Raw genomic sequence first — 13,736 nt, forward strand, 5'->3', positions numbered from 1 at the left:
CAAATGAAACTTATTCAAGTACCAGCGAGCCTGTATACAATTGATAATACTCGCCGTGTTGCGCCATTAATTGTTCATGATTCCCCCGTTCAACGATCTTCCCGTGATCCAAGACAATGATCAGGTCAGAGTTGAAAATTGTGGATAAGCGGTGGGCGATAACAAATGTGGTGCGGCCCTTCATCAGGTTATCCATCCCAGCTTGGACAGCGCGTTCAGTCCGCGTATCGATACTGGCGGTGGCTTCGTCCATGATCATCACGGGCGGATCGGCCACAGCGGCCCGGGCAATCGACAGTAGCTGCCGCTGGCCCTGGGACAAGTCGCTGCCGTCTCCGTCAATCGTGGATTGATAACCCTTGGGTAATTCCTGGATGAATTCGTCGGCATTGGCCAGTTTGGCCGCGGCAATCACTTCATCATCGGTGGCATCCAGATTGCCCATCCGAATATTGTTCATGATCGTATCGGTGAACAAATTGGTCTCTTGCAAAACGATGGCCAGCGACCGGCGCAGGTCCGCCTTTTTAATCTCCCGAATATCAATCCCGTCATAGGTGATCTGACCGGAATCAATATCGTAGAAGCGGTTGATCATCGAGGTGATCGTCGTCTTCCCGGCCCCGGTGGCCCCGACAAAGGCGACTTTCTCCCCAGCCTTGGCGGTCAAGTTGATGTCGTGCAGAATCTGGACGCCAGGATAATAGGAGAAGTTCACATCTTTAAACTCGACAACGCCTTGCACGGGCACTAGCTTTACTGGCGTGCCGGGTACTTGCCAGGCCCAGTTCTCGGTATGTTCTTTGGTCGGAACGAGATTGCCGGCGGCGTCTTTCTTCATATTCGTCAGCGTGACTTTGCCGTCATCGCTTTCCGGCTTTTCATCCAGCAGACCGAAGATCCGTTCTGCCCCGGCCAAGGCCATGATAATCGAATTGACCTGCTGCGAGATCTGAGCAACCGGCTGGGTAAAGCCCCGGCTCAGTTGCAGAAAAGCGGCCAGACCGCCCAAGGTCAAGGTGATCACGTTATTGACGGCCAAGGTGCCCCCCACCACAGCGGTCAGCACATACAGCAGGTTGGACATGTTGCCCATGATGGGAAAGACCATGGTCGCGTAAGCGTTGGCCTTTGCGGAATCATTGCGCAGCCCAGAATTGTACGTATCAAATTGTTTCTGCACCGCCTGTTCGTGGGAGAAAACCTTGACGACCTTCAAGCCGTTAAGGATTTCTTCCGCATAACCGTTCACCGTACCCAGTGCCTGCTGTTGGGCGGAGAAGTACCGGGACGACTGGGAGAACAAGACCCGGACAAAGATGATACTCAGTCCTAGAACAACCAGCGACAATAAGGTGAGCAGCGGGCTGATCAAAATCATCATGATCAGCACGAAGACCATGTTGAACAACGACTGAATGAATGTTGGGATACTTTGAGAAATCATCTGCATCAGCGTATCCACATCGTTGGTGTAGCGGCTCATGATATCGCCGACGTCATTGCGGTCGAAATAGCTCATGGGCAGGGACTGCATGTGTTCAAACATTTCATCCCGGATCTGCTTCTGCACCCGTTGGCCGATGATCACTTGCAACTGGGTGAAAATGCCAGTACCGATCACACCGGTGTAATAAATCGCCGCCATGATGGCAATCGCTTGAATCAGCGGCGCAAAGTTCGGCGTCGTTTCTTTAGTCAGGGGCATGATGTAACTATCGATCAGAGTCTGAATGAACTTTGACCCCAAAGAAGCGGACAAAGCGGCAACGATAATACTGATGATCGACACCACCCACATGGTCCGGGAACTGGCAAAGGTATATTGCAGCAGCCGGCCCAGCGTGCGCCAGGTATGTTCCGGCTTACGCGCCCGGCCTCGGTTATTATTACTTGTTCCCCGCATCTGGCGCATTGCTGTCCCCTCCTTCCTTGATCGTATCTTGGACATCCTTTTGCTGGGAATTATTCAATTCCCGATAAATGGCATTACTCTTCAACAGTTCCTCGTGGGTGCCAACGCCATTGATCTGGCCATCATCCATGACGATGATCTGGTCGGCCTGGGCAATGGACGTGATCCGCTGGGAAATCATGATCTTGGTCATATCCGGCAATTCAGTCCGGAGCGCGGTCATGATCTTTCCTTCGGTTTCGGTATCTACGGCACTGGTGGAATCATCCAAGATCAGGATCTTGGGTTTCTTCAGCAAGGCCCGGGCAATGGTCAGCCGTTGATTCTGACCGCCGGATACGTTGCTCCCGCCCTGCTCAATATAGGTATCGTATTTCTTAGGCATCTCTTGGACGAAGCTGTCCGCCTGGGCCATTTGAGCTGCCTTTTCCACTTCAGCGTCGGTGGCATTGGGATCGCCCCAGCGCAGGTTTTCATAAATCGTACCAGAAAACAGCGTATTGTTCTGCAGCACCATGGCCACGGCATCCCGCAATGGCCGCAAGGCGTAGTTGCGCACATCCACATCACCGACCAGCACGGTGCCCTTGGTGACATCGTACAACCGGGGAATCAGCTGGACCAATGTCGACTTGCCGGAGCCGGTCGCCCCAATGATCCCGACAAATTCGCCAGGCTTGATCTGCAGGGACACATCAGCCACACTGGGATGTTCAGCGTGCAGATAGGTCATGGAGACGTGATCGAAGGTGACTGACCCGTCTTTCACCGTGGTCACCGGCTTGGCCGGGTCCACAATGGACGGCTTCTCTTGCAGCACTGCCGCGATCCGGTTGGCTGATGCTTGGGACACCGACAGCATGGTAATGATGTTCGACAGCATCATCAAACTGAACAGAATGCTCATGGTGTAAGAAAACAGCGCGACCAGCTGGCCCGTCTCCAGGGACTTGCCCACAATCATTTGGGCCCCGACCCAGGAAACGATCAGCATCGTGGTGTTGATCATGAAGGTCATCACCGGCGCGTTCAGGGACATCAGCCGTTGGGCCTTGGAGAAAATCGTGAAGATGCCGTTGCTGGCATCCTTGAACTTATTGATTTCTTCCTCTTGCCGGTCAAAGGTCTTGATCACTCGAATACCCCGCAAGTTTTCGTTCACGACCCGGTTCAAAATATCATACCGGCGGAAAACATGGCTGAACAGCGGATATGCCGTATGAATGATGAGGTACAAAACGACTGCCAGGATGGGCACGACAATGGCAAAAATCAAGGCCATCTGCTGGCTCACCCGGAAGGACATGATCATCGAAAAGATGAACATCAACGGGGCCCGAAAGGCGATCCGGATTGAAATCTGGTAGGCCTGCTGCACGTTGGTGATATCAGTCGTTAACCGAGTCACGACGCTGGCTGTGGAGAAATGCTCGATATTGGCAAACGAGAACTTCTGCACCTGAGCGAATTCATCATGCCGCAGGTTCTGGGCAAAACCGGCCGCAGCATGGCTGGAGAACCAGCTGGCTCCGGCACCGACGATCAAGGAGACCACGGCCAAGCCCACCAAGACCATCCCCCAGGAACTGATATAGCCCAGGTTGCCAGGGGTGATCCCGTAATCGATGATGTTTCCCATAATAAAAGGAATATAAGTTTCCAGCATGACTTCAATGGTCACGAGGAGCGGCGAGAGCAAAGACATCCATTTATACTCCCGCACGGATTTCAGTAGTATTTTAACCACAGGGAAACCTCCACTTTCTAAAAAAATAGCGCCCTGCTAAGCCGCAAGATCGACTTGCGACCACCATTCACCAGCGGCGAATGAAAGGGCTATCGCGGGTAATGCACGCTATTTAATGGTAACGCAGTTTAAAGGAAAGTTCACGTTGTAAGCTCATCAATTGCTTTTCATCAGCCAACTCGGTAAGCTGTTGCCAGAGAGTGGAAAGGATAGTGGCAATATGCGTGTGCTGTGGCGTTTCATCACATTTCTGTTTCAACTCGCCATTGTGGCCGGCCTGGTGTTATTATTGCTGGTCGGCATTCGCAAATGGCAAACCTACGATCAAGTGCACCGGGTCAGTCAACTGATTTCTGAACAGCAAAACACCAGTGCCAGCGCCCCCAAGGGCTGGTCGACGTTGGAAAGCTGGTGGCTGGCGGATGAGAACGGCCAAATCGTCTATAATGCGCAAGCGTTGCCGAAATACCAAACCGAAGCGGCCAGCGCCGCGGCGTGGTGGAACAAGGCCGCGGGCCGCACGATTATCGTCCCCCAAACCACCCAAGCAGCAGCGGACGTTTACCTGGCACCGGTGCAAAGCAAGTACCTGTCCTTCTCTGGGCTGGCCAGCAACGGCCATAAGATCCTGCTGAATACCACGGCGCAAAAAAACAATACCAGCGACACGGATGTGATCAACATCTTCATCCACGAATTCGGTCATGCCCTGGGGCTGGCCCATGCGCCGCAGAGCTATAACGACGTGATGTCGCCGTCGCAAATCGCCTCCGGCCAAGTACGCCAAGTGTCGCAATACGATCGGGACGCGTTAACCGCCGCCCTGGCCCGAATCAGCAAAGTGAAGGCCCAGGGGGGCACAGATCAGGCGTACACCGCGATCGCCGGCCAGCAGCCGCTCACCAGCAGCGGGTTAACTCATTTGGATGACCCGGTGCAAAATGCCCGGCAGCCCTTAGTGGATGTGCTCACCCAAACGATTTCCCGTATCAGTAAACAGGGCGAAACCGACGACGCCACTTTGGCCAATGCCAAGGAGTATGTCCAGCGTCTTAAATATAACGAGGATGTCAGTGACGCGACCATCCATGGCGCAGAAGATACCTTGCATACCCTGGCAGTTAATTATCATTTGGAAAAGTATTTCCCGTTTGCTTTCAATCAGGGCGGCCAAAGTACGGCCCATAACGACGATTTACGCAGTATTCTCGGCAACGATTAAGCCTAGTTTTCGGAAAATAACGCATTTCGAGCTTTTTTTCGTGCTGAAATGGTCCCGATGCATTACAATGGTATTTGTAGCAAGTAACTAATTAATGGAGGTATGGATTATGGCAGTTGAAGACGGTACAGCGGGCGATCCTAAGGACATCGAAATGACCATCATGTTGGACAAGAAGATGAACGAAGAGTTCGACTGGAGCGATAGTAAGCTTCCAATCCGTGATGCTCTTTGGGACTACTACATGGAGAAGAACAATCACAGCACTGACAAGACTGAGAAAGACATGGAGCCTACATTGGACATGTCCGACGATGACGTTAAGGCATTGGCTGAGAAACTTCTCAAGAAGTAATCGGCAATCTGCACTGCAGAGGCGCCAACAACGCTGATTATGGAGACCGAGGCGAACTGAACGCCTCGGTTTTTTATTGTCTCGAGATTGGGGAGCAAAATAAAACTCTTTCTTGGAACGCCGTGCCAAGTGCTCCGCAAGCTCCGGCAAAATTGGGCTGGCGACGCGCAGCAAGTGCGAAGCCGAAGGCGTAGCTAGTGGTGACGGCGCTTGGAGCCCGCTGCGCGGTCTCCAAGTCGCCTAACCACATCGACGGCAAAGCCGTCGTGTGGTTTCCACCACTGAGCCCATTTTGCCTCCGCTTGCTACGCACTTAACACTAGATTCGCTTACACCACTTTCAATTGTGTTCCAGTCATCCTGATCTTCTACCCGGTCGGCTTCGCCCACTGCCCTCTCTTGTCCTAGTAACCGTTTTCCCCTATAATAAGCCTTGTGTATCAATGACCAAATTTTTCATCAATTCTGGAGGGTAAGCAAACAATGCGTAGAACTAAAATCGTTTCCACGGTCGGTCCGGCCGCCAATACTACGGACATTATGGTGCAGCTGATCAAGGCTGGCGCGGATATTTTCCGTTTCAACTTCTCCCACGGCGATCACGAGGAACAACTCGGCCGGTTTAAGAAGGCCCACGAAGCCATGCAAATCACCGGCAAGCGGATCGGTTTGATGCTGGACACCAAAGGTGCGGAAATCCGCAGCTCCGATGTTAAAGAAGACGGCAAGATCCACTTTAACGTTGGCGACAAGGTCCGTATCGGCATGGACGCCAGCATTTGGACCAGCAAGGAATTAATCGGGGTCAGCTATGCCGGCCTGTACGATGACGTTCATGTCGGCGGCCACGTCCTCTTCGACGATGGCTTGCTGGATATGAAGATTCTGGAAAAGGACGACAGCAAGCGCGAACTGGTTACCGTTGTCGAAAACGCTGGCGATTTGGGCGGTAAAAAGGGTGTCAACGCCCCTGGCGTTGAGATCAACCTGCCGGGGCTGACTGAAAAAGACCGGGACGATATTACTTGGGGCTTGCAACAAGGCTTCAACTACATTTCTGCTTCCTTCGTCCGCAAACCCAGTGATGTGCAAGATATCCGGGACTTGGTTGATGCTGGTCCGAATCCGCATGTCATGATCATCCCGAAGATCGAATCCCAAGAAGGCATTAACAATGCCGATGCCATTCTGGCCGTTTCCGATGGCTTGATGGTGGCCCGGGGCGACATGGGTGTCGAGATTCCCTTCGAAATGGTTCCGCAAGTACAGAAATCCCTGATCCGCAAGGCGAACATGGCCCACAAGCCGGTTATCACGGCGACGCAGATGCTGAACTCAATGCAAGAAAATCCGCGGCCGACGCGGGCTGAAGTCGCTGACGTCGCCAACTCCATCTATGACGGTACCGACGCGACGATGCTGTCCGGCGAAAGTGCCAACGGCAAGTACCCAGTTGGGTCTGTCGCGGCCATGGCCCGGATCGACGAAGCCACTGATGAGGATCTGCCGCAGCACTCTGTGATCATGGACGCGTTCAACGCCAATGACAGCATTACGGATACGCTGGGCTACTCAGTCGTTTCCGCGGCCGAGCGGGTTGGCGCCAAAGTCATCGTGGCCGTTACCGCCAATGGCTTTACGGCCCGGAGTATTGCCCGCTTCCGCCCCAATATTCCGATCATTGCCTTGACCTTCACCAATGAAGTCGCTGATTCCTTGATCCTCTCCTGGGGCACGACCCCGATCGTCATTGACGATACGGAGAACATCAATGAGATCTATGCAACGGCGGAAAAGGTTGCCGTGAGCGAAGGCTTGCTGGAAAAGGGTGACCGCATGGTGATCACGCTGGGTATTCCGTTTGGCAAGTCGCACCATACGAATAATATGTATGTTCGGGAAATCGGCGAGGATTAAGTCGACTGATCCTGTGATGTTTGGAAGCCGCCTGCTGGGGCGGCTTTTTGTTTTGGATACACTGTAAGCGTTTGCAAAAAAGGTTGAACCATGCTATTCTATTATTATGGATATTGGTACACGTTGAAATTAAGGAGTGAGTGCTGATGACTAGGTCCAAGAGCATTGGGAAGTACACTTTGATTTTCATTGCCGGTCTGTTGGCTGGTATTGTTTTACGGGCACTCGTTGGCTACTTCTTCCCGGGATTCCCTGGGGTGTGAGTGTTGGTCTGGAAATGGGCGGATGGCCGTGGAAAATCGCGGTGTGTCTGCCCGTTTTTGTTTGTACTGGTTTTAGTGTCTAAAGTAGGCGTCCTCCTCCTAAACGGGCTCCGGCCGACAGAAGCTATGGCCGACAGAAGCTATGGCAGAAGGACACCCCGGCAAAAAACCTAAGTGCGGGTTTTGTGCCGGGGTGTCCTTCTGCCGCCGCTTCTGACCGTCGGCCTCCGCCCTCTCTGCACAAAAATACCGCAACGAGGGGAGGTCGCTGCGGTATTCGCTTTTCTGCCGGACCACCTGGGGAGAGGATAGTCCATGGATGGCGGAAAATGGAAAGAAGAAAAATCATGAAAAGAATGTTTGGGGGAAAGGAATTAACCTTTCGACTCTGTTATGGTAGCTGGAAAATGTGAAGGATTTGTGACGTTTATCTTGCGATTTCTCAAAGGCAAAAGCCTGTGTGGTGCGTCACGAGGCGTTATTTTTAGCCCATTTAGCCCGGCCGCGGACGGCAGCCCCGACCATACCCGCTCGATCGCCTAAGGCCGCGGGTACGATTTTGGCGGCAGCCAGCGGCTGGGCCAGGGCATGTGCGTCAATGTACTTTTGGGCAGGTGTCATAATTCGTTTCCCGGCAGCGGCCATCCCCCCGCCGATGATGATCCGCTCCGGGTTGAAGACGTTGATAATCGATACCAGGCCAACGCCAAGCCATTCGCCGGTTTGATTCATCACTTCATGGGCGACGGCGTCCCCTTCGTCGTAAGCCAGCGAAACCATTTTACCGGTTAGCGGCTGTCCCTCAGCCTGCCACTCCGCCAGCACACTAGTCGGGGCTTTAGCAATGGCTTCCTGGGTCGTTTGAATCAGACCCGTGGCGGACACGTAGCGTTCCCAGCAGCCGATGTTGCCGCAGTTGCACGGGCGGCCATTCGCGTTGATTGACATGTGTCCCAACTCCCCCGCACTATCGGTGGTGCCGTAAAGCATTTTACCTTCCAGAATAATACCAGCGCCGACACCCGTACCCAAGGTTAACAGGATGGCATTCTGGACGCCCTTGGCGGCCCCTTCCGACCATTCGCCGTACGTATTCATCCGCACATCGTTGTCCAAAACGACCGGAATATGCAGGCGGTTTTCAAACCATTGCACCACCGGCACATCCCGCCATTGGGGGAAGTTGGCCAGATAATGGGAAATCCCGGCCTGAACATCCATCAGTCCCGGCACCCCGATTCCCAGGGCCATCAGATCCTCGGGGTCCGTCCCGGTTTCTTTCAGCAGCCCCGTTAATAACGCGGCTAAGTTTTCCAAAATAATATCGGCGCTCTCGGTCGCCCGACTGGGTGCCCGTTTCTCACCAATTTGATGCAGCTGATCATCGAACAAAGCGACCTTGGCGTTGGTCCCGCCCAAGTCAATCCCGGCAAAAATTGCATTACCCATCATTGCCAACCTCCACATTTGAATTTGTTCATCGATGCGCAATTATCCCACTCGTAATGTAGCATGTTCCTGCAAGAAATACGAGGCCTACGGTATAATTAATGTAGGAGGCGACAGCAAATGGAATTGAACATCACGGGGCTCCCCGATTCGTTGCGCCCCGCTATTGATCTATTGGCCCCGCGGTGGGACATCACGGTGACCGCGGATGCTGAGTTGACTGTGACCCTGGCCCCAACCGCCGGGACCTTGACCGTGACTCGGGCAGACACCGCCGGGACCATCGGGTATCCCGGCGGTGCCGCGGCGCTGCGCGGGCTGACCGAGTGGATCGCCCACGCGCAAAACGAACGGCATTTCAGCTACCAGGAGACGCCAACCGCCGCGACTGTGGGTCTATTATTGGATATTCGCCACAATGCGCAATTAACCACCCGCGAGGGTCAGGCGTTGCTGCAGCGCTTGGCGATGCTGGGTTACACCGCCTTGACTGTGATCACCGGTCCGAATACGCTGCTGGACAGTGATCAGTTAAATACAGATGCCCAAATTTTGCATATTGCCCAGACAATATTGACCGCTGTACCGGACAAAGCACCGGCTGGCGCCATTTCTCTGCATATGGATCAGGGCCTGGCTCCCAACCAGGGCGTCATGGTCGCCGCGGCCCAAGCGGCGGCTTTGACCCGCCCCACTGAACTATGGGCTGCCGCCGCTTTCACCGATGGCGGCGAGACACCGACCCGGGCGATGATGCTTGGCTTACAGGCTGTGGCGGAAGCGGCCTATGCGCCAGAATTAACCAAAGACTGGCTGGCCGCGCAATTCTGGCTCATGCAGCACGAAGACTGGGATGGTTTCTATGCCCTGGATCAATTCGACAACTTCAAGCGCCGGGGCAAGACGAACATCCAAGGCGCCAATCCTAGCAAACTGCTGCTCTACATGGACTGGCTGACCCCGCGGCTCTGGGCGAACTTCAGCGGCGTGGATGCCGAGAAGCACTATCGGGTGCTGGCAGAGAAACTTGGCGGGGCGGTCACGACCCAAACCACCCGGCCGCTGTATGCTTATTATCAGCAACTGGCCCGCTTTCTCAGTCACAAAGCCCACCTGCTGGGCGCCATTCAGGACGCCTATCGGGCCGGTGACCGGGACGAAATGACCGGGGTGATCGCCGAGCTGCAAGCGCTGGCCCGCCGCCTGGATAAACTGCATGATGCCCGCCAGACCCTGTGGCTGGTGGAGCGCTCGCCCATCGGCTGGGAGGTCGTGGATAACCGCTTCGGCGCGCTGAAGCAGCGCCTGTTAACGGCAGTGGAGCGGCTCAGTGCCTGGGAAGACGGCCGCTTGCCCGAGCTGCCGGAAATGACTGCCCCCTTGACTGCCATTGCCACCGAAAAAGGCGGCAAATTAGGGTTTGCCCGCTACCACGACATCATCAGTCCATTTCCCCAAGCATAAGCTAACCCTTTTTCTGCATTTCTGTTTATAATGACCGGCAGAAAAAGGAAAGCAGGGATCATCATGGCCCAATTCGATTATCGCATTGACGAACAAACTGAGTACAACTTGGGAGACACGCCGTCGCTGGTAATACTGACAGAACGGAATTACTTAATGTTCCAAGGCACCGGTGAAGCGCAGCTGGCCAATCCGGAGTTCAAGGATGCGGCGGCCGCAATGTACGCCTTCGCGGCGGGCATCAAGGAACAGGCGCGGCACAGCAAATTGATCGACTGGTTCCGGGATTATGTCCCCTATCCGCTGAGTGTGTACCGGACCCCCCACGGCGCGTACACAATGCTGATCAAGCAGCCCAATTTCACCGTCCCGGAGCTGCTGACCGCGGCGCAGGCCGCCGCTGGTCCGCTCACAGCGGCGGCCCGGCAAGTGGCATATCGCCGCACTGAAGAAGGGGTGGAAGTACAGCTGCTGCAAAAGGGCCCCGTTACCGAGGCCAGCTCAGTCTTCACCACTTTGACGGACTTCATGCAGGGCCACGGGATGACCCGGGCCCAGGACGGCTACCGGACGGTGTATCTGGATAATATTCTCACCACGCCGGCCGATCAAGTCCGCACGCTGGTCCGGATCCCGGTCACTGTCCGGGATCCGGACGCTGGGGATTATGAGATCGCCCGTAATTAGTCGGTCAGCCGTCAAGAAAACCAGTTAAAAAACAATATTCGCCCTTCAATTCCGAACGACACCCATCGTTCGGAATTTTTTTATGGCAAAAGATGTGGAATATACCATTTCAATTTTGTCATCGTTCGGTTTTATCTGATTTCCACGGACACTAATATTCCTATACTGACCGCCCATCCGATGATTCTTTTGTTCTCAAGAAAAACGGTTTTGACGCCGTGGTGATGTTATTGTTCGGTATCTGGCCCGCTCGAAACCGAGAACCAGATTAAAATATATAATACGAACATTCAATTGATTGAAGCTAATTATAGTTAAGAATTTAGTTGTTTTTCGAGAACTCGTCTGGTATGCTGAACCCAACTTCAATCAATGGAGGTCAATTCATGGCAAAAGTTGCAGTCGTCATGGGTTCAGCATCCGACTGGCCCACGATGCGAAATACGTGTACCACGTTACAGCAATTGGGCATCGCCTATACTGCCAAAGTCATTTCCGCCCACCGGATGCCGATGGAGCTGCAGGCCTTTGCCAGCGGTGCCCGGGCCGCCGGCTACGCGGTGATCATCGCCGGTGCCGGCGGCGCGGCCCACCTGCCCGGCATGCTGGCGGCCAACACGACTCTGCCGGTCCTGGGCGTGCCGATCCAGAGCCACGCCTTGAGCGGGATGGATTCGCTGCTGTCCATCGTTCAGATGCCCAGCGGCGTGCCCGTGGGCACCCTGGCCATCGGCAATGCCGGCGCGATCAACGCCGCCCTGCTGGCCGGTCAGATCCTGGCCTTGCAGGATCCGGCCTTAGCCAATCAGCTCACCGCGTACCGCACCGCCCAGCACGATGCAGCGGTGGAAAGCGGGGCGCAGCTCAGTGACTAGGGAAATGTTTCTGCCGCCAGCCACCATCGGTATCGTTGGCGGCGGTCAGCTGGGCCAGATGATGGCCCTGGCGGCCAAAGCCATGGGCTACCGGATCATCGTCCTCGATCCCACGCCCAACGCGCCAGCGGGTCAAGTCGCCGACGACCAGATCGTTGCGGCCTACGACGACACCGCCGCCCTGCTGCAGCTGGCCCAGGCCAGCGACGTCCTCACCTATGAGTTCGAGAACGTCAACCTGACCACCCTGCGCCAGGCCCAACAATACGCCGCACTGCCCCAGGGGACTGAACTGCTGGCCATCTCCCGGGACCGGATTCGCGAGAAGACTTTCTTGGAGAACCACGGCCTGCCGGTCACCCCGTTTGCCAGCGTGCCCACCGCCGCTGCACTGCCCGCGGCTATCGCCCGCATCGGCTATCCCGCCATTTTGAAGACCACCACCGGCGGCTACGACGGCCATGGCCAGCAGGATTTGACCAGTCCCGCCGATCTCCCGGCCGGGCAAGCACTAGCCGCCAAGCAGCCCTGTATTTTAGAAAAGCGCCAGGCCTTCTCCCGGGAGTTATCCATCATGGTCACCCGGGACGGCCACGGTACGGTCCGCTGCTTCCCGGTCGTGGAGAACCGCCACGCCCACCATATCCTGCACACCACCCTGGCCCCGGCGCCGCGGCTATCTGCCGACAAAGCGGCAGTCATCGCGGCGATGGCCGAGCGCATTGCCGCCAGCCTCGACCTGGCCGGGGTGCTGGGCATCGAACTATTCGATACCCCCGCCGGTATCCTGGTCAACGAATTGGCCCCGCGGCCCCACAATTCCGGCCACTATTCCATCGAAGCCTGCAACCTGTCCCAGTTTGCCGCCCACATCCTGAGTATCTGCGGCCTGCCGATCCCGCCGATCCGCCAGCGCAAGCCGGCCGTGATGCGCAATCTGCTGGGCGAAGACCTGACCAAAGCCAAACAGCTTTGGCCGGCCCATCCCGAGTGGCATTTCCACGATTACGGCAAGGCCGAGATCCGCCCCGGCCGCAAGATGGGCCACATTACTGTTGTTGCCGAAGACCGCCAATCGATGACGGCTTTGACTGAATCCGTTAATTGGGAGGATACATCAACTCATGACTGAAGCCACTTTGATTTATACCGGTAAGGCCAAACAACTCTACAGCACCGCTGATCCCGACATTTTAAAGGTCGTTTACCTGGACCAGGCCACTGCCTTGAACGGCAAAAAGAAAGTGCAGATCCAGGGCAAGGGCCCAGTCAACCTGCAGATTTCCAGCCTATTATTTCAAACCGTCGCGGCGGCGGGTATTCCCACCCACTATATCGCCACCGACAATGCCACCACCATGCGGGTCTACAGATGTGCGATGCTGCCGCTGGAAGTGGTCTTCCGCAATTTTGCCTCCGGTCATTTCGAAAGCAAATTTCAAGTCCGCCACCTGCGGCCTTTCTCCCCAGCCATTCATGAGTATTATTACAAGTCCGACACGCTGGATGATCCGTTCATGAACGATGATCAGATCAAAGCCCTGCGGATCGCCGACCAGGCTACGCTGGCGCAGCTCCGCACCCTGACCGATCAGCTGAATGCCCTGCTCACTGCCCGCTTTGCCAAAGCCGGCATCACGCTCGTGGACGGCAAGTTTGAATTCGGTCGGCTCAGCGACGAAACACTGGTCTTGGCCGATGAACTATCCCCGGACAACTTCCGCTTGGTGGACAGCCGAACCAAAGAGTCCCTGGACAAGGATGTCTTCCGCCAGGATGAAGGCCCGTTAGTCCCCGTTTATGAAGAAGTGCTGCGCCGGTTAACCGAAAGCGAGGAATAAG

11 protein-coding genes are annotated in these 13,736 nt (G+C 55.3%); 8 read left to right on the forward strand and 3 right to left on the reverse strand.

The genetic code is table 11. From position 1 onward, the window contains the following. Nucleotides 1-10: 10 nt before the first annotated feature. The gene (locus tag FMM01_RS08310; RefSeq protein WP_223850054.1) at nt 11-1,906 is read right to left on the reverse strand and encodes an ABC transporter ATP-binding protein; all 1,896 of its coding nucleotides are present in this window, start codon (nt 1,904-1,906) and stop codon (nt 11-13) included. Further along, nucleotides 1,890-3,662: an ABC transporter ATP-binding protein gene (locus tag FMM01_RS08315; RefSeq protein WP_150392190.1), complete on the reverse strand. Its 1,773-nt coding sequence runs from the start codon at nt 3,660-3,662 to the stop codon at nt 1,890-1,892. The genes FMM01_RS08310 and FMM01_RS08315 overlap by 17 nt, the downstream gene beginning before the upstream one ends. 220 nt (nt 3,663-3,882) lie before the next feature. Here FMM01_RS08315 and FMM01_RS08320 point away from each other — a divergent pair, with 220 nt between their 5' ends. The 3 genes from FMM01_RS08320 (at nt 3,883) to pyk (ending at nt 7,156) form a co-directional block, all read left to right on the forward strand. Continuing rightward, on the forward strand, nt 3,883-4,884 hold the full coding sequence (locus tag FMM01_RS08320) for a matrixin family metalloprotease (protein WP_150392191.1): 1,002 nt from the start codon (nt 3,883-3,885) through the stop codon (nt 4,882-4,884). Between the two features lie 109 nt (nt 4,885-4,993). Further along, nucleotides 4,994-5,239, forward strand: coding sequence for a P8 family protein (locus FMM01_RS08325; protein ID WP_035441415.1), 246 nt, complete (start codon nt 4,994-4,996; stop codon nt 5,237-5,239). Between the two features lie 483 nt (nt 5,240-5,722). Continuing rightward, nucleotides 5,723-7,156, forward strand: a complete 1,434-nt coding sequence (pyk, locus tag FMM01_RS08330; RefSeq protein WP_027829717.1) for a pyruvate kinase — start codon at nt 5,723-5,725, stop codon at nt 7,154-7,156. Between the two features lie 731 nt (nt 7,157-7,887). Here pyk and FMM01_RS08335 read toward each other — a convergent pair. Continuing rightward, complete coding sequence (locus FMM01_RS08335; RefSeq protein ID WP_027829718.1) at nt 7,888-8,871, reverse strand: ROK family protein; 984 nt, start codon at nt 8,869-8,871, stop codon at nt 7,888-7,890. Nucleotides 8,872-8,988: 117 nt separating this feature from the next. Between FMM01_RS08335 and FMM01_RS08340 the strand changes: the two genes are divergently transcribed. The 5 genes from FMM01_RS08340 to FMM01_RS08360 all read left to right on the forward strand — a co-directional run bounded on the left by FMM01_RS08340 (nt 8,989) and on the right by FMM01_RS08360 (nt 13,735). Continuing rightward, nucleotides 8,989-10,332 (forward strand): hypothetical protein, encoded by a 1,344-nt coding sequence (locus tag FMM01_RS08340; protein ID WP_150392193.1) that lies wholly within the window; start codon nt 8,989-8,991, stop codon nt 10,330-10,332. A 63-nt stretch (nt 10,333-10,395) separates the two neighbouring features. Continuing rightward, nucleotides 10,396-11,019, forward strand: a complete 624-nt coding sequence (locus FMM01_RS08345) for a hypothetical protein (protein ID WP_150392194.1) — start codon at nt 10,396-10,398, stop codon at nt 11,017-11,019. 386 nt (nt 11,020-11,405) lie between these two features. Next, complete coding sequence (purE, locus tag FMM01_RS08350; RefSeq protein ID WP_150392195.1) at nt 11,406-11,894, forward strand: 5-(carboxyamino)imidazole ribonucleotide mutase; 489 nt, start codon at nt 11,406-11,408, stop codon at nt 11,892-11,894. A gap of 4 nt (nt 11,895-11,898) precedes the next feature. Beyond that, nucleotides 11,899-13,026 (forward strand): 5-(carboxyamino)imidazole ribonucleotide synthase, encoded by a 1,128-nt coding sequence (gene purK, locus FMM01_RS08355; RefSeq protein ID WP_150393259.1) that lies wholly within the window; start codon nt 11,899-11,901, stop codon nt 13,024-13,026. Beyond that, entirely contained in the window at nt 13,019-13,735 is a 717-nt protein-coding gene (locus FMM01_RS08360; protein WP_150392196.1) for a phosphoribosylaminoimidazolesuccinocarboxamide synthase, read from the forward strand. Before purK ends, FMM01_RS08360 begins: the two co-directional genes overlap by 8 nt. The last annotated feature ends 1 nt before the right edge of the window (nt 13,736 follow it).

Origin of the sequence: Schleiferilactobacillus harbinensis (genome assembly GCF_008694105.1) — a bacterium.
Lineage (GTDB): Bacteria > Bacillota > Bacilli > Lactobacillales > Lactobacillaceae > Schleiferilactobacillus > Schleiferilactobacillus harbinensis.

Coding starts and splice junctions, on each gene's coding strand:
- purE (WP_150392195.1), top strand. CDS start 11,406: ATGGCAAAAGTTGCAGTCGTCATGGGTTCAGCATCCGACTGGCCCACG.
- FMM01_RS08310 (WP_223850054.1), bottom strand. CDS start 1,906: ATGCGGGGAACAAGTAATAATAACCGAGGCCGGGCGCGTAAGCCGGAA.
- FMM01_RS08340 (WP_150392193.1), top strand. CDS start 8,989: ATGGAATTGAACATCACGGGGCTCCCCGATTCGTTGCGCCCCGCTATT.
- FMM01_RS08360 (WP_150392196.1), top strand. CDS start 13,019: ATGACTGAAGCCACTTTGATTTATACCGGTAAGGCCAAACAACTCTAC.
- FMM01_RS08320 (WP_150392191.1), top strand. CDS start 3,883: ATGCGTGTGCTGTGGCGTTTCATCACATTTCTGTTTCAACTCGCCATT.
- purK (WP_150393259.1), top strand. CDS start 11,899: ATGTTTCTGCCGCCAGCCACCATCGGTATCGTTGGCGGCGGTCAGCTG.
- FMM01_RS08325 (WP_035441415.1), top strand. CDS start 4,994: ATGGCAGTTGAAGACGGTACAGCGGGCGATCCTAAGGACATCGAAATG.
- pyk (WP_027829717.1), top strand. CDS start 5,723: ATGCGTAGAACTAAAATCGTTTCCACGGTCGGTCCGGCCGCCAATACT.
- FMM01_RS08335 (WP_027829718.1), bottom strand. CDS start 8,871: ATGATGGGTAATGCAATTTTTGCCGGGATTGACTTGGGCGGGACCAAC.
- FMM01_RS08345 (WP_150392194.1), top strand. CDS start 10,396: ATGGCCCAATTCGATTATCGCATTGACGAACAAACTGAGTACAACTTG.